Source organism: Streptomyces sp. NPDC102406 (assembly GCF_044765725.1).
In the GTDB taxonomy this organism is placed as follows: Bacteria; Actinomycetota; Actinomycetes; order Streptomycetales; family Streptomycetaceae; genus Streptomyces.
This window is the reverse complement of record NZ_JBIWKP010000007.1, coordinates 1-23382: the sequence shown is the minus strand read 5'-3', so window position 1 is coordinate 23382 and position 23382 is coordinate 1. Positions and strand designations below refer to the sequence as shown.

The window sequence follows — 23382 nt, the reverse complement described above, 5'->3', positions numbered from 1 at the left end:
CCGGGCCACGCCGCACAAGGTCGGCCGTGGCAGACGCATGCGCGCGGTCGGGGCGGTGGTCGGCGCCCTGACAGTGGTGAGTGTGGGGTTCGCGCCGGGCGCTTCCGCCTATGACGCCCAGTCCAAGCAGTGGTATCTGGGTCCGATGCAGGCTGAGCAGATGTGGAAGGTCAGCACGGGCAAGGGCGTCAAGGTCGCTGTCATCGACTCCGGTGTGAACGACCGGACCCCGTCCCTCAAGGGGCAGGTGCTGACGAACGAGGTCTCCAAGTCCGTCTCGTACCACGTGACTCGGGACTTCTCCGGTCACGGCACGACGATGGCGGAGCTGATCGCCGGGACGGGCGCCGGTGGCGGCATCAAGGGTCTCGCGCCCGACGCGAAGATCATCCCTTATCGGGTCCAGATGGATGATCTCAAGGGCGCGGCGGAGCTGAACAAGACGCCGGAGCCCGCCGAAGCGATCAAGGCGGCGGCGGATTCGGACGCCAAGATCATCAGCATGTCGTTCGGTTCGGAAACCGTCGATCCCGACCAGAAGGCCGCACTCGAGTACGCGGCCTCCAAGGGCAAGCTGCTGATGGTCGCTGTCGGCAACGAAGGTGTCCGGTCGGGGCACATCGGATACCCGGCTGCCTACCCGTACGCGGTCGGCGTGGGCGCCGTGGACCAGAGCGGAACGGTCTCCAAGACCTCCTCGTACGGCCGATACGTGGATCTGGCGGCGCCCGGTATCGACATTCCCGGCTGGTGCGACACGTCTTTCCAGTCGTACTGCACGCGCGACGGCGGAACCAGTTCGGCAACCGCCATCGCCTCCGCCGCCGCCGCCCTGGTCTGGTCCGCCCACCCCGACTGGACGGCGAACCAGGTCCTGCGCGCGCTGATCGACACGGCCAGCCGCACGTGGAAGAAGAACGACCCGAGCAAGTACCTCGGGTACGGAACCGTCCGCCCGCGCAAGGTACTCGAGAACGCCGACTACGACGCCGGTCCCGCCGGGTCCGACCCGCTCGCCAAGGAGAACGGCGGCGCGGCGAAGACCGATGCGGGGAGCGAGACGCGGCCCTCCGCCGCCGCATCGGATTCTGCATCAGGCTCGTCACAGCCCACGCAGAAGGCTTCAGATGTCCCTACCGAAGCGGCAGGATCGGAAGCAGAATCGTCAAGTGACAGCAATACCTTGTGGATTGCGCTCGGTGCGGTCGCCGTGGTGATCGTGCTGGGTGGTGGCGGCTTCGCTGTGATGCGGGCGCGGCGCGGCCGGTGAGACTTTCAACCGTGGGGTTTCCTGCGCTTCTCAAGCGGGCCACGGGGGAGCGGTTCGGCCTCTAGCGGGGCGGAGCCGGAGTAATGGATCAAGAGGCAGACCGAAGAAGGGCAGGAGCGGCATGGCAACGCCACAGCAGAAGCTCGAAGACGCACAAGTAATCAAGCTCGAGAAGCAGATGTCGGAGAAGTACGACGGCATCCGGCAGCGCGTCCACAAGCTGCAGGGCGTCATCGACGGCCTTGAGGGCAAGTGGCAGGGCATCGGCCGTGCCGAGTTCGACAAGAAGCAGCTTGAGATCAACACCTCGTTGCAGAACATCGGCAAGATCCTGGCCGACGTCATCGACGCAATGAACCAGACGCGCAACATCAAGGACAGCACGGAAGACGACGTGCGTGCGTCGGTGTCCAAGATCTCCACGACGGACGGCGCGTCGTCCCTGAGCTCCTTCTGACGCCTTGAGCGCGTCGAAGTCTCAGAAGTCGGTCAATCCCAGGATTTAGTGAGGTAACGCAGATGGTCAGCAACGGCGACGGCCTGCTCGTCACATACGACGGTCTCGACATGGCGGCGACCCAGATCGGCAACGAGGCGAAGACCCTCGAGTCCGACCTGGCCGAGCTCAAGCAGCTCGTGGTGAAGAGCCGCGAGTACTGGGCCGGCTCCGCCCAGGACACCTTCGGCACCAAGCTCGCCAAGTGGGACAAGGAAGCCGCCGACATCCACGCGGCGCTCCAGAGCATCGGCCACGTGGTCGGTACCTCCGGTGGTACGTACATGGACGGCGACAAGAAGGCTGCCAGCTACTTCCAGTAGCAGAGCGGTTGTACAAGGAGTTCAGGTGGGCGCGCGCGGGAGGCGCCCACCTTCTTTTTTCCCAAAACGGCGAGTTTCCGGATTCTGGGTGTCGCCCGACGGTTCAGGAAGGTACAGACTGCCATGACGTTCGGGCCGCCGCCCTCAGAGTTCACGCAGTCGCGGCAGGAAGCCAGAGGGCGGGGTCGACGCCGTTCCTATGCGCTGGCCGTTTCTTTCGTGGCTGTTCTCGCCTTGCTCGCGGGCCTCTGGTTCCTCTGGTCCGAGATGTCGGGCTCCCCGGCGGAGCTGGACAGGAAGGCGACGCCGTCACCTGCCGCTGACGACATCAGGGAGAGCGTGGAGGCCCGTCCCAGAGGGGGAGCCGGGCACCTCGAGTCCGTGATGATGGCGCGGGGCGTGGCACCGGGTAAGGACCAGCTCACTTCAGGGACATGGGTGACCAAGGAAAACCTGGTCAAGGGGGTCGAAGATGCCCTCGTAGCTGTCAAGATCGGCACCTCTGAAGAGGATGCCTGGCGGACTCAGCTCCCGGGAACCATATGCGCGGCAGCCCCCTATGTGACGGTCGACGGCCGTACGGCTGTTGCCTACGAAGGTGAGCAGAAGGGCGCGCCGAAGGGCGAACAGGACGAGGACGCCTGCGATCACCTGACGATGTTCGATCTCGACACCGGAAAGAAGCTCTGGGACACCAAGATCCCGTGGAAGTCCTCCCTTTTTGATGAGCCCACCCGGGTCACCATGACGCGCGGTGTGGTGGTCGCGACGTGGTGGGAGGGCGCCGTGGGCGTGGATATGCGTACCGGAAAGACGCTTTGGGAGCGGAGTCGGACCAAGAAGTGTCATGACGCCCAGTTCCAGGGTGGAAAGGCGCTCGTCGTCAGCAACAATTGCTCGAATGGTACGGATTACCGGGATGTTCAGTACAAGGTGCAGAAACTCGATCCGCGTTCCGGTCGAGTGGTGTGGTCCTATCAGGCGGCTCGGTACGTTCACGCGTACGTCGTGTCGAGCAAGCCGACCGTCATCGCGGTCGAGGCAGGAGAAAACGAGATCACGGACCTGCTCTCCCTCGATGACCACGGAAAACTGCGCGCGACCATCCGCATGGAAGGGGACCACTACGAAGTGAACTGTGACCCCGAGCGAGGGGACGGTTGTGCGGGTGCCATCGTCACGGACGACCAGGTGTTTGTCGCGAGCGGAGCGGCGAGCGAGAGTCTCGGGAACGACACGAACTGGCTCGTCGGTTTCGACCTCGCGACCGGCAGATCGGGCGTGAAGTTCGAGGCGGGACCCGATCAGACATTGCATCCCATCCGGATGAGCGGTGGCCGGATTCTGGCCGTCAAGGAGGGCACGGACGAAGTGGCGCCCATGACCCTCGTCGAACTGGACCCTGCCACTGGTGGCGAGCGTCCGTATTTCAGCTTCAATCTCCCCGCCGGCGCTACCGATAAAAGCCTGGACAACACGACGACGGTCGTGATCGAGGACGCCAGGATCTACTTCGGCAATTCGGTCGTGACCGGGAGCGGTAAGAAGAGTCTGCCCGATTCCCAATGGATGGCTGTCGGTATCGGAAGGGCGGACTGATGGTGTGCCTGCGGAGGCCCGGGAGAACGCGAACATGAAGCGACGTACCAAGCGCACCCTGCTCTGGACCACCGTCGCCGCCACCGCCCTGGGAATCGGTGCGTACGTAGCCGAACCCACCGTCCGCGACGAACTCGTGGCCCGCGACGTGTGCGACGGAGCCGTCAGCGAGTCCGTGGTGAAACAACTCACCCCGGACGACCTGCACTTGAAGGAGGCGCGGGAACAGCGGTTGGCGCTGCTCGGCACCTACACCTGCACGCTCACCGCCCAGCAGCGTGAACGCGACGCCAAGGACTGGCCGCTGCTGCGCATGGAGGCGTACACGCGCGGCGACGACCAGGACCGTGTGATGTACGCGTCGTTCCCGCAATTCGGGACCGAGTACCACCAGATGTTGCCCGGTGAGCTGCCCGGGTTCGTGGACAGGGTCCAGAACATCGTGATGCGCGTCCCCTGCCGGGGCACGGCCACGCCGAACTCGATGCTCACCCGGGTCGCGGTGGCCCGAGACGCCCTGCATGGTGTGCCGGGCGCGGCGTACCGCGCGGCCGTCTCCTTCACCAACGCGGCGGCGCGAAGGGTGGGGTGTGAGGCCGCGCCGTTGAAGGTGCCCGGCGCGGCGGCCAGGGCGCCGCTCGCCGATCCCGGTGCCCGCGACGCCGATGAGTCGCGCGCCCCCAGTGTTTCCGTACCCGATGCGGGGCGCACCGCCTGCGGCTGGGTCTCCACGGTCCGGCTGCCGCACGCGCGGGACTGGTCGGTGTCCGCGAGCGGCGGGCCCGCGGCGATGCTCGCCTCCTGCACCCTCGACGGTCCGGACCCGGGCACCCAGGGGGTCACCCTCCACGCCACTTACGGGAATTGGGGCACTCGCTTCCTCAGCCGCGACTCCCACTCCGGCGTGCGCGACCCGATGACCGCGACCGCCCGCTGCGACGGCACCCGCGCCAACTTCTCGCTCACCACCGCCGAGGGCAGCGTCAGCAGTGCGACGCAGCGGCGACTCCTCCGCGCGTTCGTCGAGGACCAGATGCGCCGCGACGGGCGCTGCACGGGGGAGCCCGATTTCACGTTCTGAGCGACCGCCGCGACCGCCGCGACCGCTGCCTCACCGCTGTCTCACCACTGGACGGAAGCCGTCCAGAATCCCGTCATGTACTGCTCGTCGAGCAACTGACGCAGTTGCTCGGCCCGCCCCGCGGGGACGCCGCGCTCCCGCACCCACGTGTCGTACACGGAGTACAACTGCGCCCGACCGTCGAAGAGATCCCCACGCACCGCGCCGGACGCCGCCCTGGCAGCGATGGTGTTCATCGCCGGGAGTGTGGTCACGCGGCGTGCGCTCGGCCGGTACGTGCCACGGGTGTGCTCGCGGATCGCGCTGTCGAACGCGGACAGGTCCTCGATAGTGCCGTCCGTCGCAAGGGTTGTCCGCAGTCCCGTCAACATGCCGATCCGCTCCGCGATCGCGCCGAGATCCTGGTCGGGTGACGTGAGGTCGTAGCGCCACCGGTCCGAGTCGGCCTTGCGCGCCTCGGCCTCGTCCCGGGCGGTCGGGCGCGCCGCCGGGTCGCCGCCCCGGTTCGTCAGGCGCTCCAGGTAGTACGCGAAGTAGGCGCGTTCGGCGTCGTAGAGGACGGCGAACGCCTCGGGGTTCCGGGCCAGGCGGGAGATCAGGCCGTCGAAGGCGGCGCCCCGCGTGCGCCGCAGAGGATCCCTGTGGCCGAAGACGGCGTGCGCCTCGCGCGGGTTGAGGAAGCTGCCGAACGGCGTGCGCCCGGCCTCGTCCAGTGCCGTGGCGCCGGCGGCGGGCTCGGCCGGGCCCGTGACCTCGTGGTCATCGCTCAGCCACGGGGTACGGGCCACATCGACGACGTACTCGGCCATCACGCGCGCCACCGCGGGTTCGAGTCCGGGGGCGGGCACCCCGCTCCGGAAGGACAGCACGGACATCACCGCGTACGCGGTGCGGGCCTGCGCCTCGGTGTGCGGCTTGCCGGGAGCGGCCGACGCGGCGGCGACGATCGCGCGGCCGACGGCGCGGGCACCGTCACCGCAGTACGCCTCATGGTCGAGAAGCCCCTCGACGCGGCCCGTCCGGCTCGTGTCGTCCAGCGGGTCGAGGAACGAGGTGGCGGCTGCCGGGTCGTCGGCGAGCGCCCGCGTGCGCGCCGGAACGCTCCAACAGGGCGCCGCGTCGGCCGACCCGGCGAACGACACGGGCACGATCACACCCGCCGCGACGATCGCCACGCCCGCCACCCCGGCCATCACCCGGTGTCGCAGCACCCAACCCCGGCCGCGCCGCCACAGCCCATCAGGACCCCCAGCACCGGCAACTCCGTCGGCCTCGCTCATCCCGCCCGCCCCGTCGTCGACCCCGCTCCCCCCGACTACTCCTGGCCGTCTCCCACCACACCCCCATTGCGCGAAGTCGGCTCCAGGTCGAACTCCCCGTCCCTGGCCCCGAGGACGAACGCCGTCCACTCCGCTTCCGTGTACCGCAGCACGGTCTCCGGTTCGAGTGACGACCGCATCGCCACCGCGCCCTCCGGCAGGTACGCGATCTCCACGCGCTCCTCGTGCTGCTCCGTGCCCGGCGCGCTGTGCCACTCCACACCGGAGATGTCGAGCGCGTACAACTCGTTCTTCTCGCGCTCCTTGCGGGCCTTGATCTCCTCGGGGGTCTCGGGCTGCCGGGACTCCGGCGCGGTGGGCTGATTCTGTGCGTCCGCCATGGTCAATGGCCCCTTCCGGAGGTACGAACTGCCTGCTCGGCCACCCTACTTGGCGCACCCCCGCCGACCCACGGGTCCCGCCACAAAGCCCCCGTACGCAGGAAGAAGGGGGCCGCACCCAGTAGAGTGCGACCCCCTTCCCGCTCTCCCCGAGCCCCCTGGGGGATGGTCGGGTGCGCCTACTGCTCCAGACCGACCTGGATCAACGGCTTGCCGCGCTTGCGCGACACGAACACACCGCGCCCCGGCGGCATCGGCCGCGGCCGCACCCCGCCGAGCAGATCGCCCTCGGCCGGGTCACCGGCAAGGACGACGCCCTGCGCGCCGAGTTCCTTGATGCGCTGCATGAACGCCTCGTACCCGGCGCGGCCGGAACCGGCCGTGGAACGGGCGATGATGAAGCGCACACCGACGTCCCGGGCGAACGGCAGCAGTTCGGTCAGGCCCGAGAGCGGGTTGCCGCTGGACGTCGACACCAGGTCGTAGTCGTCGATGACGACGTAGACGGTCGGTCCGCGCCACCAACTGCGGTCGCGCAACTGCTGGGCCGTCACGTCCGCGGTCGGCGTGCGGCGCTGCATCAGGTCGGCCAGCGCGTCCATGTGGTGCGCCATCTGGTTCGACATGGGGATGTACTCGGCCAGGTGCGAGGCCGGTGTGACATCGAGCAGCGAGCGCCGGTTGTCGACCACGAACAGCTTGCAGACGTCGCCGCTGTAGCGCTGCGTGAGCTGCCGGATGATCAGCTTCAGCAGGTTGGACTTGCCGGACTCGCTCTCGCCGAAGATCAGGAAGAACGGGTCCTGGTCGAAGTCGACGAAGACCGGCTCCAGGTTGTCCTCGTCGAGCGCGAAGGAGATACCGCGCTCGGGGAACCGGTCGCCCGGCGGCAACTGGCGCGCCGGGAACTCGCGCGGCAGCAGCCGGACCTCGGGCGCGCCCGGCTGCGTCCAGTGCCGGGTGACCTCGGTGGCGAGCGCGGACGTGGCCTCGGCCAGGTCCGTGTCCGAGGAGAGGCCGTCGATGCGCGGGACCGCCGCCATGAAGTGCTGCTTCTGCGGGGTCTGACCACGACCGGGCACACCGGTCGGCACGTTGGCCGCGACCTTGCGGTCGAACTCGGAGTCCATCGTGTCGCCGAGCCGCAGCTCCAGGCGGTTCATGAGGTGGTCCTTCATGTTCGCCCGGACCTCCATGGACCGCGACGCCGTCAGGATCACGTGGATGCCGTAACCGAGACCGCGCGCCGCGATGTCCAGGACGAGCGGCTCCAGGGCCTCGTAGTCCGTGCGGAAGTTGCCCCAGCCGTCGATGACCAGGAACACGTCGCCCCACGGCTGGTCGGTCATCGAGATGTCACCGCGCGCGCGGCGGTTGCGGAAGTCGGCGATGGAGGCGATGCCCGCCGTGCGGAAGTACTCCTCACGACGCGTCAGCACGCCGTAGACCTCGGCCGCCGTACGCCGCACCTTCTCCGGGTCGAGGCGCGAGGCCACGCCGCCCACGTGCGGCAGACCGGCCACGGCCGCCATACCGCCACCACCGAAGTCGAGGCCGTAGAACTGCACTTCCTGCGGTGTGTGCGTCAGCGCGAACGACGCGATGATCGAACGCAGCAGCGTCGACTTCCCGGACTGCGGACCACCCAGGATCTGCATGTGACCGGCGGCGCCGCCGAAGTCGATCCACAGCGGGTCGCGCCGCTGCTCGTACGGCTTGTCGACGAGGCCGACCGGGACGACAAGGCGTCCGGCGCCCTCGTAGCCGGGCTGTGTGAGCCCACGGCCCTGCACGGGCGCGAGGCCGGGCAGCAGCGAGTCGAGCGACGGCGGGCTGTCCAGCGGCGGCAGCCACACCTGGTGCGCCGCGGGCCCCTGCGCCTCCAGGCGCCGCACGATCACGTCGAGCACGGTGTCGGCCAGCGCGTCGTCCTTCTCCTCGCGCGGCGACTCCTCGCGCTGCTGCGGCACGGGGCTGTACTGGACGGGCACCTCGGCCGCCGTGAACAGCGCCGGCCGCCGGTCCACCGGGAGCGGCCCACCGGGCGTCGCGGCCCGCACGGAACCGGTGCGGTACACCCCGGACACGTACGCCGCCTTGAAGCGCACCATCTCGTCGGTGCCGTACTTCAGGAAGCCGGAACCCGGCACGTTCGGCAGCTCGTAGGCGTCGGGGACACCGAGCGCGGCACGGGACTCGGCGGCGGAGAAGGTCCGCAGACCGATCCGGTAGGACAGGTACGTCTCCAGGCCGCGCAGACGGCCCTCCTCCAGGCGCTGCGAGGCCAGCAGCAGGTGCACGCCGAGGGACCGGCCGATCCGGCCGATCTGCACGAACATCTCGATGAAGTCCGGCTTCGCCGTCAACAGCTCGCTGAACTCGTCGATCACCAGGACGAGCGACGGGATCGGCTGGAGCGGCGCACCGGCCGCGCGCGCCTTCTCGTAGTCGTGGATGTTCGCGTAGTTGCCCGCGTCGCGGAGCATCTCCTGGCGGCGGTTGAGCTCACCGCGGATCGAGTCGCCCATACGGTCGACGAGGGTGAGGTCGTCGGCGAGGTTGGTGATCACGGCGGCGACGTGCGGCATCTGGGCCATGCCCGCGAACGTCGCACCACCCTTGAAGTCCGCGAGGACGAAGTTCAGCGTCTCGGAGGAGTGCGTCACCGCGAGACCGAGGACCAGGGTGCGCAGCAGCTCCGACTTGCCGGAACCGGTGGCGCCCACACACAGACCGTGCGGCCCCATGCCCTCCTGCGCGGCTTCCTTCAGGTCGAGCATCACGGGCCGGCCGTCGTCACCGACACCGATGGGCACGCGCAGCCGCTCGGCCTGCGAACGGGGGCGCCAGGTGCGCTTGGTGTCGACGGTCGCCGCGTCGCCCAGGTTCATCAGATCGGTGAACTCGAGGTTGGCGAGCAGCGGTTCGTCGTCGCTGTCGCCGCCCGTCGCCATGCGCAGCGGCGCGAGCTGCCGGGCGAGCGCCTCGGCGGCGGCGTACGAGAGCACGTCCGGGGTGCCCTCGTAGACCATGCCGTGCGCCGACTCCAGGCGCAGCACCTTCGGGTGGACGACGACGGAGAGGTCGCCGCGGCCCGCGGCGAGGTCGCCGGGCACGACCTCCAGGACCGTCACGCCTTGCAGGCCCTCGGGGCTGGCCAGCAGCGACGTGGGAGGCAGGGAGAGACCGTCGAGGACGACGACCACGTGCGGCTGCTCGGGGACGGGGGCGCCGCCGGGGTGGAAGCGCGGGCGGCCCTCCAGGCGGGTGCCGAGCAGGTCCTCCAGTTCACCGGCGTCGGTGGTGATGAGGCGGCGGCTGCCCGCACCGTCGGTCAGCCCGGGCACCTGGTTGTGGGGGAGCCACTTCGCCCACTCCCACTCCGGCGCGGTCTGGCGCCCGGCGGCGACCGCGATGACGAGGTCCTCGGGGGAGTGCATCGAGGCGAGGGAGGCGACCAGGGCGCGCGCGGAGCCGCGCACGGTCCCGGGCTCCCCGCTCACGGACACGTGGTAGAAGGCGCGCAGCGACACCGCCATCGGCAACTCTTCGAGCGTGCTGTGCGTGGCGAGGAAGCGTTGCATGGCGCCCGCCGTCAGCGGCTCCAGCTCGTCGACCGGGGCGGTCTGCGGCGGCACCAGGGGAGTGGCGAGGCTCTGCGGGCCGAGGCCCACCCGAACCTGCCCGAAGTCCTCGTCACCGCTGCGCCGCTCCCACACGCGGCTGCCCTCGGCGACCAGCGCCCACAGTTGCTCGGGCGAAGGGTGCAGGTAGTACTGCGCGTCGCGCTGCTTGCGGGCGGTGCCCAGGGCCTCCCGCCGGGTCTGCGACAGATAGCGCAGGTAGTCGCGGCGCATGTCCGCCATCTGACCCTGATTGCCCTTGCGGTAGCGGACGAGCATCGCGACACCCATCGCGATCGTCGACGCCACCATCACCATGCCCATGATCTTCATGAAGGGCTGGGCCTGCGGATTGAAGAAGAACACGACCGAGCCACCCATGCCGAGCATGGGCAGAATCTGCATCAGCGCGCCCTCCTGCTGCCCCCGCGGCAGCTCCGGCGGAGGTTGCAGCACCACCTCCTCCGTGGGCACCTCGGACGGCAGTGCCCGAGGTGGGCGCTTGACGACGATGTGGCTCACTCTGCACCAATTCCCTTGCCGGACCGAGCTTTTCCGTCCACCGCCCCGTGTCAGGCGGACGTCGATCGCGGTTCGCGATCCTACTGACAACCACTGACAACAGCGGGCGGTAGGGTGCCGGTGATACCCGTGAGCAGTTGCGAAGCCGCCCAGGCAAAACGGGCAATCCGCACGGTTCGGAACGTAGGCCGTCCCCGCGCCGCGGGTGGCGGAGCGCGTGTGACCGGCCCAGCGGGACGCGGAGCGCAATGTGCACAGGATCTTTACAGACAAACGGACGCGCCCGGTGCTCCACCGCGCGCGTTCCCGCACGACCGAGTCTTCGCAAAGAGCCTCACAAGAGCCAAAGAGCCTCACAAGAGTCTTCGCAAAAAGGGGGAACAGCAGGTGAGCATGACGGCCTCCGCGCCGACCGGCCGAGCCGGCGCAACGGGCACCGGAGCCCCTGCCACGGCGGGCACGGGCCTCGGCTTCTGCCGCGTCACCATCGTGGCGCCCGACAGTCGCATCGACGTGGCGCTGCCCGACGACGTACCGGTCGCCGACCTGTACCCCGAGATCCTGCGGCTCTCCCAGCAGAGCCCGGCCGAGGGCGCGCCCGTCGGCTACCACCTCGTACGCCGTGACGGCACGGTGCTCGACAGTGCCCGCTCGTTCGCCGCGCAGCGCATCCTGGACGGCGAACTGCTCACGCTGCGCCCGTTCGCCGAGTCGCTGCCGCCCGCCGTCTTCGACGACGTCTCCGAGGCCGTGGCCTCCGCCGTCACCAAGGACCGCACCCTGTGGAGCGGCGACCTCACGCGCGCGGCGGGCCTCGTGGCCGGCGGCATCCTGCCCGCGCTGATCGCCTTCGTGGCCTGGAACTCCCAGGTCCGCCACGACATGTACAGCCTCCAGGGCATCCTCGCCGGCGTGGCGGGACTCCTCCTGGTCACCCTGGCGTGCGTACGCGCGCGGGTCTACGCCGATCGCGGCTCGGCGGTCGCGCTCGGCCTCGGCGCCCTGCCGAACATCGCGGTGGCCGGCTCGGGACTGCTGCCGCTTTCCGCGGGCCAGGGCATCGGCCGCCTCCAGTTCCTGCTCGCCTGCGCGGCGGTCCTGGTCGCCTCCGTGATCCTCACCCTGGTGTCGCCCGGCGGTGACGGCCCCTTCGTGGCGTTCGTCTTCGCGTCCCTGATCGGTCTCCTGACCACCTTCATCGCGATCCTCACGCACTTGAAGCCCATCGAGACGGCCGCCGTCTGCGCCCCGCTCGCCGTGAGCGCCCTCGCGTTCCTGCCCGGCCTGTCGATGCGCTTCTCGCGCCTGCCCATCGGTTTCGCGCCGCCCAACCCCGCGCGCGCGGGCTACGACTCCACCACCGACCCCGCCGACCCGCACGAGGCCGTCGACGCGGAGCGCGTCGCCGCCCAGGCCCGCCGCGGCCACGAACTGCTCGTCGGCCTCGTCGGCGGCTGCGCCCTCGTCTCCGTGGGCGCGTCGATCGTCCTCGGCTTCTCCAGCAACGTATGGGGACAGCTCCTGGCCCTCGCCACCGGCATCGCGATGCTGATGCGCGCCCACCTGTTCCGCTACACCGCGCAGGTGGGAGCCACCCTCGCGGCGGGCCTCGCGGCCCTCGTCTTCCTCGGCCTCGGCCTCGCGCTGCACCCCCCGGTGGACTACCTGTACGAGGCCGCCAAGAACGACACCACGGCGCTCGACATCCGCACGGTGTGGATCGCCGCGGCCATCGGCGCGGCCACCGCCCTGGTCACCGCCATCGGCCTGATCACCCCGCGCCGCGGCGTCACCCCCTTCTGGGGCCGCTTCCTGGAGATCGCCGAGACGTTCGTCCTGCTCACCCTGATCCCGCTGGCCCTCGCGGTCTTCGACGTGTACGCGTCGGCGCGCGCCATGACCAGCTAGAACCGAGGTCCCGCACCCGGTCGGGGGCGCTCCCGGCGGCTGGTAGGCTGTGTGACGGACGTTTGTGTACGCGCCCCCACCCCGCACGTCGGGGGCAGCGCGCGACGTATCCCCGCCTCCGAGTTACGGAAGCTCCCCTGAGATGTAGACCAGGGGCGCTCGGTGGCCACGAAGAACACTATGAGGAGTACGCGTGTCGCTCGACGCCGCTACGAAGAAGCAGCTCATCTCGGAGTTCGGCCAGAAGGAGGGCGACACCGGCTCCCCCGAGGTCCAGGTCGCCATGCTCTCCCGCCGCATCTCCGACCTGACGGAGCACCTCAAGACGCACAAGCACGACCACCACTCGCGTCGTGGTCTGCTGATCCTGGTCGGCCAGCGTCGCCGCCTTCTGCAGTACCTGGCCAAGAAGGACATCCAGCGCTTCCGTGTGCTGGTCGAGCGCCTCGGCATCCGCCGCGGTGCGGCCGGCGCCCGCTAAGACGCCTTGAAGGGGAGCGGTTCCCACTCTTGAGGGGGCCGCTCCCTTTGCCGTACGTGCGCACTGTCACCGGCGCTTTGTACTCTGGTGACGTACGAAGAGGAGAAGCGCACCCTCGCCGCCGCCGGTCCTCGGTAGTGGCCCCCGGAGACGCACGAGGATCCCCGGGAGCTTCGATCGAAGACCGGCCCGCATTCACGGCGCGCTTCTCCGCCCGTCCCGCTGCCACACGGGCAGCAGTGGACAAAAGACGAATCAGACGAAAGTAACGGAGAATTTTTAGTGGAGAACGAGACCCACTACGCCGAGGCCGTCATCGACAACGGCTCCTTCGGCACCCGCACCATCCGCTTCGAGACGGGCCGCCTGGCCCGCCAGGCCGCCGGTTCCGCCGTCGCCTACCTCGACGACGACACCATGGTGCTCTCGGCCACCTCGGCCTCGAAGAACCCCAAGGACCAGCTCGACTTCTTCCCCCTCACGGTGGACGTCGAGGAGCGGCAGTACGCCGCGGGCAAGATCCCCGGCAGCTTCTTCCGCCGCGAGGGCCGCCCCTCCGAGGACGCCGTCCTCACCTGCCGCCTGATCGACCGCCCGCTGCGCCCGTCCTTCAAGAAGGGCCTGCGCAACGAGATCCAGGTCGTCGCCACGATCATGGCGCTCAACCCGGACCACCTGTACGACGTCGTCGCGATCAACGCCGCGTCCGCGTCCACGCAGCTCGCCGGTCTGCCCTTCTCCGGCCCGGTCGGCGGCGTCCGCGTCGCGCTGATCAACGGCCAGTGGGTCGCGTTCCCGACGCACACCGAGCTCGAGGACGCCGTCTTCGACATGGTGGTCGCCGGCCGCGTCCTGGAGGACGGCGACGTCGCGATCATGATGGTCGAGGCCGAGGCCACCGAGAAGACCATCCAGCTCATCAAGGGCGGCGCCGAGGCGCCCACCGAGGAGGTCGTCGCCGCCGGTCTCGAGGCCGCGAAGCCCTTCATCAAGGTGCTGTGCAAGGCCCAGGCCGACCTCGCCGCGAAGGCCGCGAAGCCGACCGCCGAGTTCCCGATCTTCCTGGACTACCAGGACGACGTGCTCGAGGCGCTGACCGCCGCGGTCAAGACCGAGCTGTCCGCCGCCCTCACCATCCCGGGCAAGCAGGACCGCGAGGCCGAGCTGGACCGCGTCAAGGGTCTGGCCGCCGAGAAGCTGCTCCCGCAGTTCGAGGGCCGCGAGAAGGAGATCTCCGCCGCGTACCGCTCGCTGACCAAGTCCCTGGTCCGTGAGCGCGTCATCAAGGAGAAGAAGCGCATCGACGGCCGCGGTGTCACCGACATCCGCACCCTGGCCGCCGAGGTCGAGGCCATCCCGCGCGTGCACGGCTCGGCCCTGTTCGAGCGCGGCGAGACCCAGATCCTGGGTGTCACCACGCTGAACATGCTGCGCATGGAGCAGCAGTTGGACACCCTCTCCCCGGTGACCCGCAAGCGCTACATGCACAACTACAACTTCCCGCCGTACTCCGTCGGTGAGACGGGCCGCGTCGGCTCCCCGAAGCGCCGCGAGATCGGCCACGGCGCGCTCGCCGAGCGCGCGATCGTGCCGGTCCTGCCGACGCGCGAGGAGTTCCCCTACGCGATCCGCCAGGTCTCCGAGGCTCTCGGTTCCAACGGCTCGACGTCGATGGGCTCGGTCTGCGCCTCCACCATGTCGCTGCTGAACGCCGGTGTGCCGCTGAAGGCCCCCGTCGCCGGTATCGCCATGGGTCTGATCTCCCAGGAGATCAAGGGCGAGACGCACTACGTCGCCCTCACCGACATCCTCGGTGCCGAGGACGCGTTCGGCGACATGGACTTCAAGGTCGCCGGCACCAAGGAGTTCGTGACGGCCCTCCAGCTCGACACGAAGCTCGACGGCATCCCGGCCTCCGTCCTGGCCGCCGCCCTCAAGCAGGCCCGCGACGCCCGCCTCCACATCCTCGACGTGATGATGGAAGCGATCGACGTCCCGGACGAGATGTCCCCGAACGCCCCGCGGATCATCACCGTCAAGATCCCGGTGGACAAGATCGGTGAGGTCATCGGCCCGAAGGGCAAGATGATCAACCAGATCCAGGAGGACACCGGCGCCGACATCACGATCGAGGACGACGGCACCATCTACATCGGTGCCGCCCAGGGCTCGCAGGCCGAGGCCGCCCGCGCCACGATCAACGGCATCGCCAACCCGACCATGCCGGAGGTCGGCGAGCGCTACCTGGGCACCGTCGTGAAGACGACGACCTTCGGCGCGTTCGTCTCCCTGCTCCCGGGCAAGGACGGTCTGCTGCACATCTCGCAGATCCGCAAGCTCGCCGGTGGCAAGCGCGTGGAGAACGTCGAGGACATTCTGGGCGTGGGCGCCAAGGTCCAGGTCGAGATCGCCGAGATCGACTCCCGTGGCAAGCTCTCCCTCATCCCCGTGGTCGAGGGCGAAGAGGGCGACGACGCGAAGGACGACACCGACAAGTGACGTCTCGTAACACCAAGGCGACGGCCCGCACCTCCTCGGAGGCGCGGGCCGTCGCCCGTACCCAAACACTGATCAAGGGCACCGGCGGCATCGGCACGGTCCGCAAGACCACCCTTCCGAGCGGCCTGCGCATCGTCACCGAGACGCTGCCCGCCGTCCGCTCGGCCACCTTCGGCATCTGGGCCCACGTCGGCTCGCGCGACGAGACGCCCACGCTGAACGGCGCGACGCACTACCTGGAGCACCTCCTCTTCAAGGGCACCTCCCGCAGGAGCGCCCTCGACATCTCCGCCGCGATCGAGGCGGTCGGCGGCGAGATGAACGCCTTCACGGCGAAGGAGTACACGTGCTACTACGCGCGCGTGCTCGACACCAACCTGCCGCTGGCCATAGACGTCGTCTGCGACATGCTGACCGGCTCCCTCATCGAGGAGGCGGACGTCGACGCGGAGCGCGGCGTGATCCTCGAAGAGATCGCCATGACCGAGGACGACGCGGGCGACTGCGTGCACGACCTGTTCGCGCACACGATGCTCGGCGACACGCCCCTCGGCCGCCCCGTCCTCGGCACGGTCGACACGATCAACGCCCTCGACCGCGGGCAGATCAGCCGCTTCTACAAGAAGCACTACGACCCGACGCACCTGGTCGTCGCCGCCGCGGGCAACGTCGACCACCACAAGGTCGTCCGCCAGGTCCGTGCGGCCTTCGAGCGGGCGGGCGCCCTGGACGGCCCGCCCGCCGCCCCTGTCGGCCCGCGCGGAGGCCGCAAGGCGCTGCGCACGGCAGGCCGGATGGAGGTCATCGGCCGCAAGACCGAGCAGGCCCACGTCATCCTCGGCATGCCGGGCCTGGCCCGCACCGACGAGCGCCGCTGGGCCATGGGCGTACTCAACACGGCGCTGGGCGGCGGCATGTCCTCCCGCCTCTTCCAGGAGGTCCGCGAGAAGCGCGGTCTGGCGTACAGCGTGTACTCGTACACCTCGGGCTTCGCGGACTGCGGCCTCTTCGGCATCTACGCGGGCTGCCGTCCCAGCCAGGTGCACGACGTGCTGAAGATCTGCCGCGACGAGTTGGACGAGGTCGTGCAGCACGGACTGAGCGACGACGAGATCCGCCGCGCCGTCGGACAGCTCGCCGGGTCCACGGTCCTCGGCCTGGAGGACACGGGCGCGCTGATGAACCGTATCGGCAAGAGCGAGCTGTGCTGGGGCGAGCAGATGTCGGTCGACGACATGCTGGAGCGCATCGCCGCCGTGACCCCGGACGAGGTGCGCGAGGTCGCACGCGACATCCTGGGTCAGCGCCCGTCCCTGTCGGTCATCGGCCCGCTCAAGGACAAGCAGGCCGCGCGCCTGCACGAAGCGGTCGCGTAACAGCCACCTACGTAAGGATCAGGGAAGACATGAGCAAGCTGCGCGTGGCGGTCCTCGGAGCCAAGGGCCGCATCGGCTCCGAGGCCGTACGAGCCGTCGAGGCCGCCGAGGACATGGAGCTGGTCGCGGCCCTCGGCCGCGGCGACGATCCGGCCGCCCTCGTCGAGTCCGGCGCCCAGGTCGCGGTCGAACTGACGACGCCCGACTCCGTGATGCGGAACCTGGAGTTCTGCGTACGCCACGGGATCCACGGCGTCGTCGGCACGACGGGCTGGACGGACGACCGCCTCGCGCAGCTCAGGGGATGGCTGGAAGCGTCCCCGGGGACCGGCGTGCTCATCGCCCCGAACTTCTCCATCGGCGCGGTCCTGACCATGAAGTTCGCCGAGGTGGCGGCCCCTTACTTCGAGTCCGTCGAAGTGATCGAGCTGCACCACCCGAAGAAGGTCGACGCCCCCTCCGGCACGGCCTCCCGCACGGCGCAGCTCATCGCCGCCGCACGGCAGAAGGCGGGCAGCGCCCCGCAGCCCGACGCGACCGCGACGGCGCTCGACGGAGCCCGGGGCGCGGACGTCGACGGCGTCCCGGTCCACTCGGTGCGGCTGCGCGGCCTCCTCGCCCACCAGGAGGTCCTCCTGGGCGGCGAGGGCGAGACGCTGACCCTCCGGCACGACTCGCTGCACCACAGCAGCTTCATGCCGGGCATCCTCCTGGGCGCCCGCAAGGTCTCCGCGGCCCCCGGGCTCACCTTCGGCCTGGAACACTTCCTCGACCTGAACGGCTGACGGCGGCGATGCGCGCGAAAATCACCTACGCGGTCACGGCCGCCGTCCTGGTCGTCTACTTCGTCCTGGCCGGCGACCGCGGCGTCCTGCTCATCCAGCAGGGAACGCTCCTGACGATCACCTTCGGCCTGGCCGTCCTGATCCTGCCCGTCATCGGCGTCTGGTTCCTGTGGGCCAACACCCAGTTCGTCCGCAAGGCCAACCGCCTCGCCGAACTCCTGGAGGCCGAGGGCGGGCTGCCCGTCGACGAGCTGCGCCGCGACCAGTACGGCCGCATCGACCGCGACTCCGCCGACGAGGTCTTCGGCCGGCGCAAGGCCGAGACGGAGGACAGCCCGGGGGACTGGCGCTGCTGGTTCCGGCTGGCCGTCGCCTACAAGGACGCGCGCGACACCCCGCGCGCGCGTAAGGCGATGCAGCGCGCCATCGCTCTCCAGGAAGGCCGTCCGGTCGACGCCTGAGGCACGACTGAAGGGGCCCGCGCCGTCAGACCGACGGCGCGGGCCCCTTCACCGTGTCCGTACGTCGCGAAGACAGGCGCTCAGCTCCGGGGCCGGTACTCGTCGACCCACACCTCGATGGTGTCCGTGGCCCGGTCGAACGCCGTGGCCCGGCCCAGGAAGTCACCGTTGTGGCTGGTCAGCAGCGCCGTCTGCTCACCCTGCCGGTCCCGTCGTACGAGGATCAGCGCCTGGCCCTGCACGGTGCGCGGCAGCCCCAGCCAGCGCACGGGCTGCTGCACCGTGCGGGCGGAGACGACCACGTCCCACGGTGCGGTGCGCGTCGTGAGGAAGCCGACCTGGCGCAGACCCCGCCCGCTGACCCAGGTCCCCATGCGCAACAGCCGCATCGCGGCCGCGATGACGAGAACGGCCAGCACCCCGCACACACCGGCCGCGGTGAGGCCTCCGGCCACCGCGATGATCACTCCGGCGAACAGCACGTACGACGCCAGGAGCAGCAGCAACGCGGCCGTCCCGACCCGGTAGGGGCCCGGGCGGTAGGGGCGGCGCCACTGGTCCCGGTCGTCGAAGGGCAGCGCAGTCTCCGCGACCTCGTCAAAAGCACGATCGGCCGTCAAGAAGGGCAGGGGCACGACAGGTCCTCACTCGATCCACGCTGGATGGGGGCTGTGCCCGGTGAGGCTACCCAGGCGTGCTTCGCCGCTCCACCCCAGGGGGTCCGGACGAGTGCGGCGGCTTCAGCGCCCGTCGGAGGCTTCGGACTGGTGGACGTGCCGGGTCGTCTGGTCGGCCGACAGGGCGGGCATCCCGAACAACAGGGAGCCCACGAGTCCGGCCACGACGGTCAACCCCACCAGTGTCCGGCCGGCGATCTGTCCCGCGGAGGGACGCTCACGCTCAGGCGGCTTGACGTTGCTGCGGAACCTGTCGGCTTCGGCGATGAAGGCGAACGGTACGGGCTCGCGCCGACGAAACATGGGCGGTGCTTCTCCTCAAGGGGTTCGAACGAAGTGTGTTCATCTACACAGACGAGTGAACACCTCAAAGGGTGCCCACTTTCGCCGAAATAACAGAAGTTTCCTGCCGTTCGCTCTCGTTCGCCGGAGATCGTCGCCAGAAGCGAGCGAATGACCCGTTGTCGGTGGCGGCCCGTAGAGTGGGCGCCGCCCGAGCGAAGTGATGGAAGGACCTCCTGAGTCGTGACCGAAACCCCTGCTGAAGACCGTAAGCCGACGTTCCGAGGCGATGTCACCGTCGAGTTGGTGAAGCACACCGCGAGCGACACGGACGTGCTGTTCGCGGCCCGTGTCTCCACGGTGGGCGAGCAGTCCCTGGACGAGATGTCGAAGGACCCCGAGCGCTCCAAGGGCCTCATCAACTACCTGATGCGGGACCGGCACGGCAGCCCGTTCGAGCACAACTCGATGACCTTCCTCATCAGCGCCCCGATCTTCGTCTTCCGCGAGTTCATGCGGCACCGCGTGGGCTGGTCGTACAACGAGGAGTCGGGCCGGTACAGGGAGCTCGAGTCGGTCTTCTACGTCCCCGACGCCGACCGCAAGCTCGTGCAGGAGGGCCGCCCGGGCAAGTACCGCTTCGTCGAGGGCACGCAGGCCCAGCAGGAGCTGACGGCCCGCACCATGGAGGCCTCCTACCTCCAGGCGTACGAGGCGTACCAGGAGATGCTGGCCGCGGGCGTCGCCCGCGAGGTGGCGCGCGCGGTGCTCCCGGTCGGCCTGTTCTCGTCGATGTACGCGACGTGCAACGCGCGCTCGTTGATGCACTTCCTGGGCCTGCGCACCCAGCACGAGCTGGCCAAGGTCCCGTCCTTCCCGCAGCGGGAGATCGAGATGGTCGGCGAGAAGATGGAGGCGGAGTGGGCCAAGCTCATGCCGCTGACGTACGCCGCGTTCAATGCCAACGGCCGCGTGGCGCCGTGATCCTGGGCCTGGCCATCCCTTGATCAATTCGGTGCGGTGACGGCACGAATGTGCGGATGGGCGGTTGAAGTGTCCGGATTGCGGCTTTTCAGAAAGTTCATCTAGCCTGATCAAACGGACCCGGCACTGCTTGAACCCCCGAGCAGGCAGTGCCGGGCTCCATCTTTGTCATGACTTGTCGCGTCCCCCTAGGGGGGACCAGGCACTGAGCAGCGAGTAGCGTGTTACCCATGGCTCCGACCTCGACTCCGCAGACCCCCTTCGGGAGGGTCCTCACCGCCATGGTCACGCCCTTCACGGCGGACGGCGCACTCGACCTCGACGGCGCGCAGCGGCTCGCCACCCACCTGGTGGACGCAGGCAACGACGGCCTGATCGTCAACGGCACCACGGGCGAGTCCCCCACCACCAGCGACGCGGAGAAGGCGGACCTCGTACGAGCCATTGTGGAAGCGGTCGGGGACCGTGCCCACGTCGTCGCCGGAGTCGGCACCAACGACACGCGCCACAGCATCGGCCTCGCCCGCGCCGCCCAGCAGGCCGGCGCCCACGGCCTCCTCACGGTCACGCCGTACTACAACAAGCCCCCGCAGGAGGGCCTGCTCCGCCACTTCACGGCGATCGCGGACTCGACCGACCTGCCCGTGATGCTCTACGACATCCCGGGCCGCAGCGGCGTACCGATCAACACGGACACGATCGTCCGGCTCGCCCAGCACCCGCGCATCGTCGCCAACAAGGACGCCAAGGGCGACCTCGGCCGTGCCAGTTGGGCCATAGCGCGTTCGGGCCTCGCCTGGTACTCCGGCGACGACATGCTGAACCTGCCGCTGCTCTCGGTCGGCGCGTGCGGCCTGGTCTCCGTCGTCGGCCACGTGGTCGCCCCCGAGCTGCGCGCGATGCTCGACGCGTACCTGTCGGGTGACGTGCACAAGGCCACCGAGATCCACCAGAAGCTGCTCCCCGTCTTCACCGGCATGTTCCGCACGCAGGGCGTCATCACGACGAAGGCGGCGCTCTCTCTCCAGGGGCTGCCGGCCGGGCCGCTGCGACTGCCGCTCGTCGAGCTCACCCCCGAGGAGACGGCCCAGCTCAAGATCGATCTTGCTGCCGGCGGGGTACAGCTCTAACCATCGACTTCGCACAGCTCCACAACTGAATCAACAGAACACGATCAAGACCGAAGAACACCGACAACTGCTACTGCACGAACGTCATGCGCGCCACGTGCCCACAGGTACGTGGCGCGCATGCTTAAGGGAGAGTCTTTTGAGTCATCCGCATCCTGAACTGGGCGCCCCGCCGAAGCTCCCCAAGGGTGGCCTGCGCGTCACCCCGCTGGGCGGTCTCGGCGAGATCGGGCGCAACATGACCGTCTTCGAGTTCGACGGCCGTCTGCTGATCGTCGACTGCGGAGTGCTCTTCCCGGAGGAGGAGCAGCCCGGAATCGACCTGATCCTGCCGGACTTCACGTCCATCCGTGACCGCCTCGACGACATCGAGGGCATCGTCCTCACGCACGGGCACGAGGACCACATCGGTGGTGTCCCGTATCTCCTGCGCGAGAAGCCGGACATCCCGCTGATCGGCTCCAAGCTGACCCTCGCCCTCATCGAGGCGAAGCTCCAGGAGCACCGCATCCGCCCGTACACCCTTGAGGTGTCCGAGGGTGACCGCGAGCGGCTCGGCCCCTTCGACTGCGAGTTCGTCGCGGTCAACCACTCGATCCCGGACGCGCTGGCCGTCGCCATCCGCACCCCGGCCGGCATGGTGGTCCACACCGGCGACTTCAAGATGGACCAGCTTCCGCTGGACCGCCGCCTCACGGACCTGCCGACGTTCGCGCGGCTCGGCGAGGAGGGCATGGACCTGCTCCTGTCCGACTCGACCAACGCCGAGGTCCCGGGCTTCGTACCGCCGGAGCGCGACATCTCGAACGTGATCCGGGGTGTCTTCGCCGGCGCCCAGAAGCGGATCATCGTCGCGTCGTTCGCCAGCCACGTGCACCGCATCCAGCAGATCCTGGACGCCGCGCACGAGTACGGGCGCCGGGTCGCCTTCGTCGGCCGCTCGATGGTCCGCAACATGGGTATCGCCCGCGACCTCGGCTACCTGCGCGTTCCGCCGGGCCTGGTCGTGGACGTCAAGACGCTCGACGACCTCCCGGACAGCCAGATCGTCCTGGTCTGCACGGGCTCCCAGGGCGAACCGATGGCCGCCCTCTCCCGGATGGCCAACCGCGATCACCAGATCCGCATCGTCTCCGGCGACACGGTGATCCTGGCGTCGTCCTTGATCCCGGGCAACGAGAACGCGGTGTACCGCGTCATCAACGGCCTGACCCGCTGGGGCGCGAACGTCGTCCACAAGGGCAACGCGAAGGTGCACGTCTCCGGCCACGCCTCGGCCGGCGAGCTCCTGTACTTCTACAACATCTGCAAGCCCAAGAACCTGATGCCGGTCCACGGCGAATGGCGCCACCTGCGCGCCAACGCCGAGCTCGGCGCCCTCACCGGCGTCCCGCACGACCGCATCGTCATCGCCGAGGACGGCGTCGTCGTCGACCTCGTCGAGGGCAAGGCGAAGATCGTCGGCAAGGTGCAGGCCGGTTACGTCTACGTGGACGGCCTCTCCGTCGGCGATGTCGGTGAGCCCGCGCTCAAGGACCGCAAGATCCTCGGGGACGAGGGCATCATCTCGGTCTTCGTGGTGGTGGACTCCAGCACGGGCAAGATCACCAGTGGCCCGAACATCCAGGCACGTGGCTCGGGTATCGAGGACTCGGCGTTCATCGCTGTCGTCCCGAAGATCCAGGACGTCCTGGAGAAGTCGGCCCAGGACGGCGTCGTCGAGCCCCACCAGCTCCAGCAGCTCATCCGCCGCACGCTGGGCAAGTGGGTCTCCGACACCTATCGTCGGCGCCCGATGATCCTCCCGGTCGTCGTCGAGGTCTGACGGCTGTACTGGAGCGAGGCGCCTCGATTTGCATCGAGGCGCCTCGCTCCAGTAGGTTTACGGCTCCGCCCGAGGGGGAAGCCCGCGCACTCGACGTGCTCGGAGAAGCCTCCACCGGGTCGGAAATTCCGACTCAGAATCTCTGATAAAGTCGGAATCGCCGGAAAGGAAAGCGCGAAAGCGAAATCCTGGAAAGCGGAGCAAGACCCCGAGGAAATCGGATCGAAAAGATCTGATAGAGTCGGAAACGCAAGACAGCAAGACCGAAGGGAAGCGCCCGGAGGAAAGCCTCAGACAGTGTCTGCGGGTGAGTACAAAGGAAGCGTCCGTTCCTTGAGAACTCAACAGCGTGCCAAAAGTCAACGCCAGATTGACAACCCTGTCCCGGCCGTCAGGTCGG

At 69.0% G+C, this 23382-nt stretch carries 19 protein-coding genes; 14 read left to right on the top strand and 5 right to left on the bottom strand.

Annotated elements, in window-relative coordinates:
• Nucleotides 1-37 precede the first annotated feature (37 nt).
• The 5 genes from ACIRF8_RS26020 to ACIRF8_RS26000 all read left to right on the top strand — a co-directional run bounded on the left by ACIRF8_RS26020 (nucleotide 38) and on the right by ACIRF8_RS26000 (nucleotide 4769).
• The gene (locus ACIRF8_RS26020) at nucleotides 38-1270 is read left to right on the top strand and encodes a S8 family serine peptidase (RefSeq protein ID WP_404218770.1); all 1233 of its coding nucleotides are present in this window, start codon (nucleotides 38-40) and stop codon (nucleotides 1268-1270) included.
• Between the two features lie 121 nt (nucleotides 1271-1391).
• Entirely contained in the window at nucleotides 1392-1727 is a 336-nt protein-coding gene (locus tag ACIRF8_RS26015) for a WXG100 family type VII secretion target (protein WP_404218259.1), read from the top strand.
• Nucleotides 1728-1789: 62 nt separating this feature from the next.
• Complete coding sequence (locus tag ACIRF8_RS26010; protein WP_404218256.1) at nucleotides 1790-2089, top strand: WXG100 family type VII secretion target; 300 nt, start codon at nucleotides 1790-1792, stop codon at nucleotides 2087-2089.
• A 123-nt stretch (nucleotides 2090-2212) separates the two neighbouring features.
• Nucleotides 2213-3688, top strand: a complete 1476-nt coding sequence (locus tag ACIRF8_RS26005) for a PQQ-binding-like beta-propeller repeat protein (RefSeq protein WP_404218254.1) — start codon at nucleotides 2213-2215, stop codon at nucleotides 3686-3688.
• 34 nt (nucleotides 3689-3722) lie between these two features.
• On the top strand, nucleotides 3723-4769 hold the full coding sequence (locus ACIRF8_RS26000; RefSeq protein ID WP_404218252.1) for a hypothetical protein: 1047 nt from the start codon (nucleotides 3723-3725) through the stop codon (nucleotides 4767-4769).
• 41 nt (nucleotides 4770-4810) lie between these two features.
• On the opposite strand, the gene ACIRF8_RS25995 is transcribed toward ACIRF8_RS26000, so the two are convergent.
• The 3 genes from ACIRF8_RS25995 to eccCa form a co-directional block, all read right to left on the bottom strand.
• Entirely contained in the window at nucleotides 4811-5980 is a 1170-nt protein-coding gene (locus ACIRF8_RS25995) for a hypothetical protein (RefSeq protein WP_404218250.1), read from the bottom strand.
• 104 nt (nucleotides 5981-6084) lie between these two features.
• Complete coding sequence (locus ACIRF8_RS25990; RefSeq protein WP_404218248.1) at nucleotides 6085-6429, bottom strand: DUF397 domain-containing protein; 345 nt, start codon at nucleotides 6427-6429, stop codon at nucleotides 6085-6087.
• A gap of 179 nt (nucleotides 6430-6608) precedes the next feature.
• Nucleotides 6609-10574 carry a type VII secretion protein EccCa gene (gene eccCa / locus ACIRF8_RS25985; protein WP_404218246.1) on the bottom strand — a complete coding sequence of 1322 codons (3966 nt, stop codon included), beginning with the start codon at nucleotides 10572-10574 and terminating at the stop codon, nucleotides 6609-6611.
• A 393-nt stretch (nucleotides 10575-10967) separates the two neighbouring features.
• On the opposite strand from eccCa, the gene eccD reads away from it, so the two are divergent.
• The 6 genes from eccD to ACIRF8_RS25955 all read left to right on the top strand — a co-directional run bounded on the left by eccD (nucleotide 10968) and on the right by ACIRF8_RS25955 (nucleotide 18084).
• The gene (eccD, locus tag ACIRF8_RS25980) at nucleotides 10968-12482 is read left to right on the top strand and encodes a type VII secretion integral membrane protein EccD (RefSeq protein ID WP_404218768.1); all 1515 of its coding nucleotides are present in this window, start codon (nucleotides 10968-10970) and stop codon (nucleotides 12480-12482) included.
• 193 nt (nucleotides 12483-12675) lie between these two features.
• Entirely contained in the window at nucleotides 12676-12963 is a 288-nt protein-coding gene (gene rpsO / locus ACIRF8_RS25975; RefSeq protein WP_324768127.1) for a 30S ribosomal protein S15, read from the top strand.
• 282 nt (nucleotides 12964-13245) lie between these two features.
• Nucleotides 13246-15462 (top strand): polyribonucleotide nucleotidyltransferase, encoded by a 2217-nt coding sequence (locus ACIRF8_RS25970; protein WP_404218243.1) that lies wholly within the window; start codon nucleotides 13246-13248, stop codon nucleotides 15460-15462.
• Nucleotides 15459-16838 carry a M16 family metallopeptidase gene (locus tag ACIRF8_RS25965; RefSeq protein WP_404218241.1) on the top strand — a complete coding sequence of 460 codons (1380 nt, stop codon included), beginning with the start codon at nucleotides 15459-15461 and terminating at the stop codon, nucleotides 16836-16838. The genes ACIRF8_RS25970 and ACIRF8_RS25965 overlap by 4 nt, the downstream gene beginning before the upstream one ends.
• Nucleotides 16839-16867: 29 nt before the next feature.
• Nucleotides 16868-17623: a 4-hydroxy-tetrahydrodipicolinate reductase gene (dapB, locus tag ACIRF8_RS25960; RefSeq protein WP_404218239.1), complete on the top strand. Its 756-nt coding sequence runs from the start codon at nucleotides 16868-16870 to the stop codon at nucleotides 17621-17623.
• Nucleotides 17624-17631: 8 nt separating this feature from the next.
• On the top strand, nucleotides 17632-18084 hold the full coding sequence (locus tag ACIRF8_RS25955; RefSeq protein ID WP_404218237.1) for a hypothetical protein: 453 nt from the start codon (nucleotides 17632-17634) through the stop codon (nucleotides 18082-18084).
• 80 nt (nucleotides 18085-18164) lie between these two features.
• On the opposite strand, the gene ACIRF8_RS25950 is transcribed toward ACIRF8_RS25955, so the two are convergent.
• Together ACIRF8_RS25950 and ACIRF8_RS25945 are read right to left on the bottom strand one after the other, a co-directional pair.
• A complete protein-coding gene (locus ACIRF8_RS25950) occupies nucleotides 18165-18719 on the bottom strand; it encodes a hypothetical protein (RefSeq protein WP_404218235.1) in 555 nt (184 codons plus the stop codon).
• A 105-nt stretch (nucleotides 18720-18824) separates the two neighbouring features.
• Nucleotides 18825-19064 (bottom strand): hypothetical protein, encoded by a 240-nt coding sequence (locus tag ACIRF8_RS25945; protein ID WP_404218233.1) that lies wholly within the window; start codon nucleotides 19062-19064, stop codon nucleotides 18825-18827.
• A gap of 222 nt (nucleotides 19065-19286) precedes the next feature.
• On the opposite strand from ACIRF8_RS25945, the gene thyX reads away from it, so the two are divergent.
• The 3 genes from thyX to ACIRF8_RS25930 all read left to right on the top strand — a co-directional run bounded on the left by thyX (nucleotide 19287) and on the right by ACIRF8_RS25930 (nucleotide 22982).
• The gene (gene thyX / locus ACIRF8_RS25940) at nucleotides 19287-20027 is read left to right on the top strand and encodes an FAD-dependent thymidylate synthase (RefSeq protein WP_404218230.1); all 741 of its coding nucleotides are present in this window, start codon (nucleotides 19287-19289) and stop codon (nucleotides 20025-20027) included.
• A 230-nt stretch (nucleotides 20028-20257) separates the two neighbouring features.
• Entirely contained in the window at nucleotides 20258-21157 is a 900-nt protein-coding gene (gene dapA, locus ACIRF8_RS25935; protein ID WP_404218228.1) for a 4-hydroxy-tetrahydrodipicolinate synthase, read from the top strand.
• Nucleotides 21158-21296: 139 nt separating this feature from the next.
• Nucleotides 21297-22982: a ribonuclease J gene (locus ACIRF8_RS25930; RefSeq protein WP_404218226.1), complete on the top strand. Its 1686-nt coding sequence runs from the start codon at nucleotides 21297-21299 to the stop codon at nucleotides 22980-22982.
• Nucleotides 22983-23382 lie beyond the last annotated feature (400 nt).